The organism is Kitasatospora putterlickiae (assembly GCF_039527695.1).
In the GTDB taxonomy this organism is placed as follows: Bacteria; Actinomycetota; Actinomycetes; order Streptomycetales; family Streptomycetaceae; genus Kitasatospora; species Kitasatospora putterlickiae.
This window is the reverse complement of record NZ_BAAAKJ010000313.1, coordinates 1-525: the sequence shown is the minus strand read 5'-3', so window position 1 is coordinate 525 and position 525 is coordinate 1. Positions and strand designations below refer to the sequence as shown.

At 81.5% G+C, this 525-nt stretch carries 1 protein-coding gene; it reads left to right on the top strand.

Annotated elements, in window-relative coordinates:
• Positions 1-34: 34 nt before the first annotated feature.
• The coding region (locus ABD308_RS29670) for a glycoside hydrolase family protein (RefSeq protein ID WP_486327038.1) at positions 35-525 on the top strand (491 nt) is incomplete at its 3' end.

Genomic DNA, 525 nt, shown 5'->3' with positions numbered 1-525 from the left:
CCGGGCCGCCGGTCCGGACCGGCGGCCTCCGGCGGTGACCGGGGACCTGCTCGGCGAGGCCGTCCGGCACACCCTCGCCCGCTGCGTCCGGATGGCCCACGAACTGGTGGACACCGACCCGCGGGCAGGGCGGGCGCGCGCCCTGCTGTCGCTCTACGACGGCGCCGCCGGGCTCGGCCTCGAACTGCTCCAGCACCCGGACCGGCCGGAGGTCCGCACGGCGGCCACCGCCCTCGCCCGGTGGACGGCCGCCCACCCCGCCCTCGGCCGGCTCGGCCCCGGACTGTACGACGGCCGGGCCGGCGTCGACCTGTTCCTCGCCCACGCCGCCCACCTGCTCGGCACCGAACCACCCGCTGCCACGAGCGGACCGCCCGGCGACGGCCTCCCGGCCGACCAGGTCTCCGGCGCCGCCGGGGTCGGCACCGCCCGGCTGCTGCTGGCCCGCTCGGCCCGCGCCGACGGCCGCCCGGAGCAGGCCGAACGGCACCTGGCCGTCGCCGCCGGGTGCGGCCGGCGGCTGGC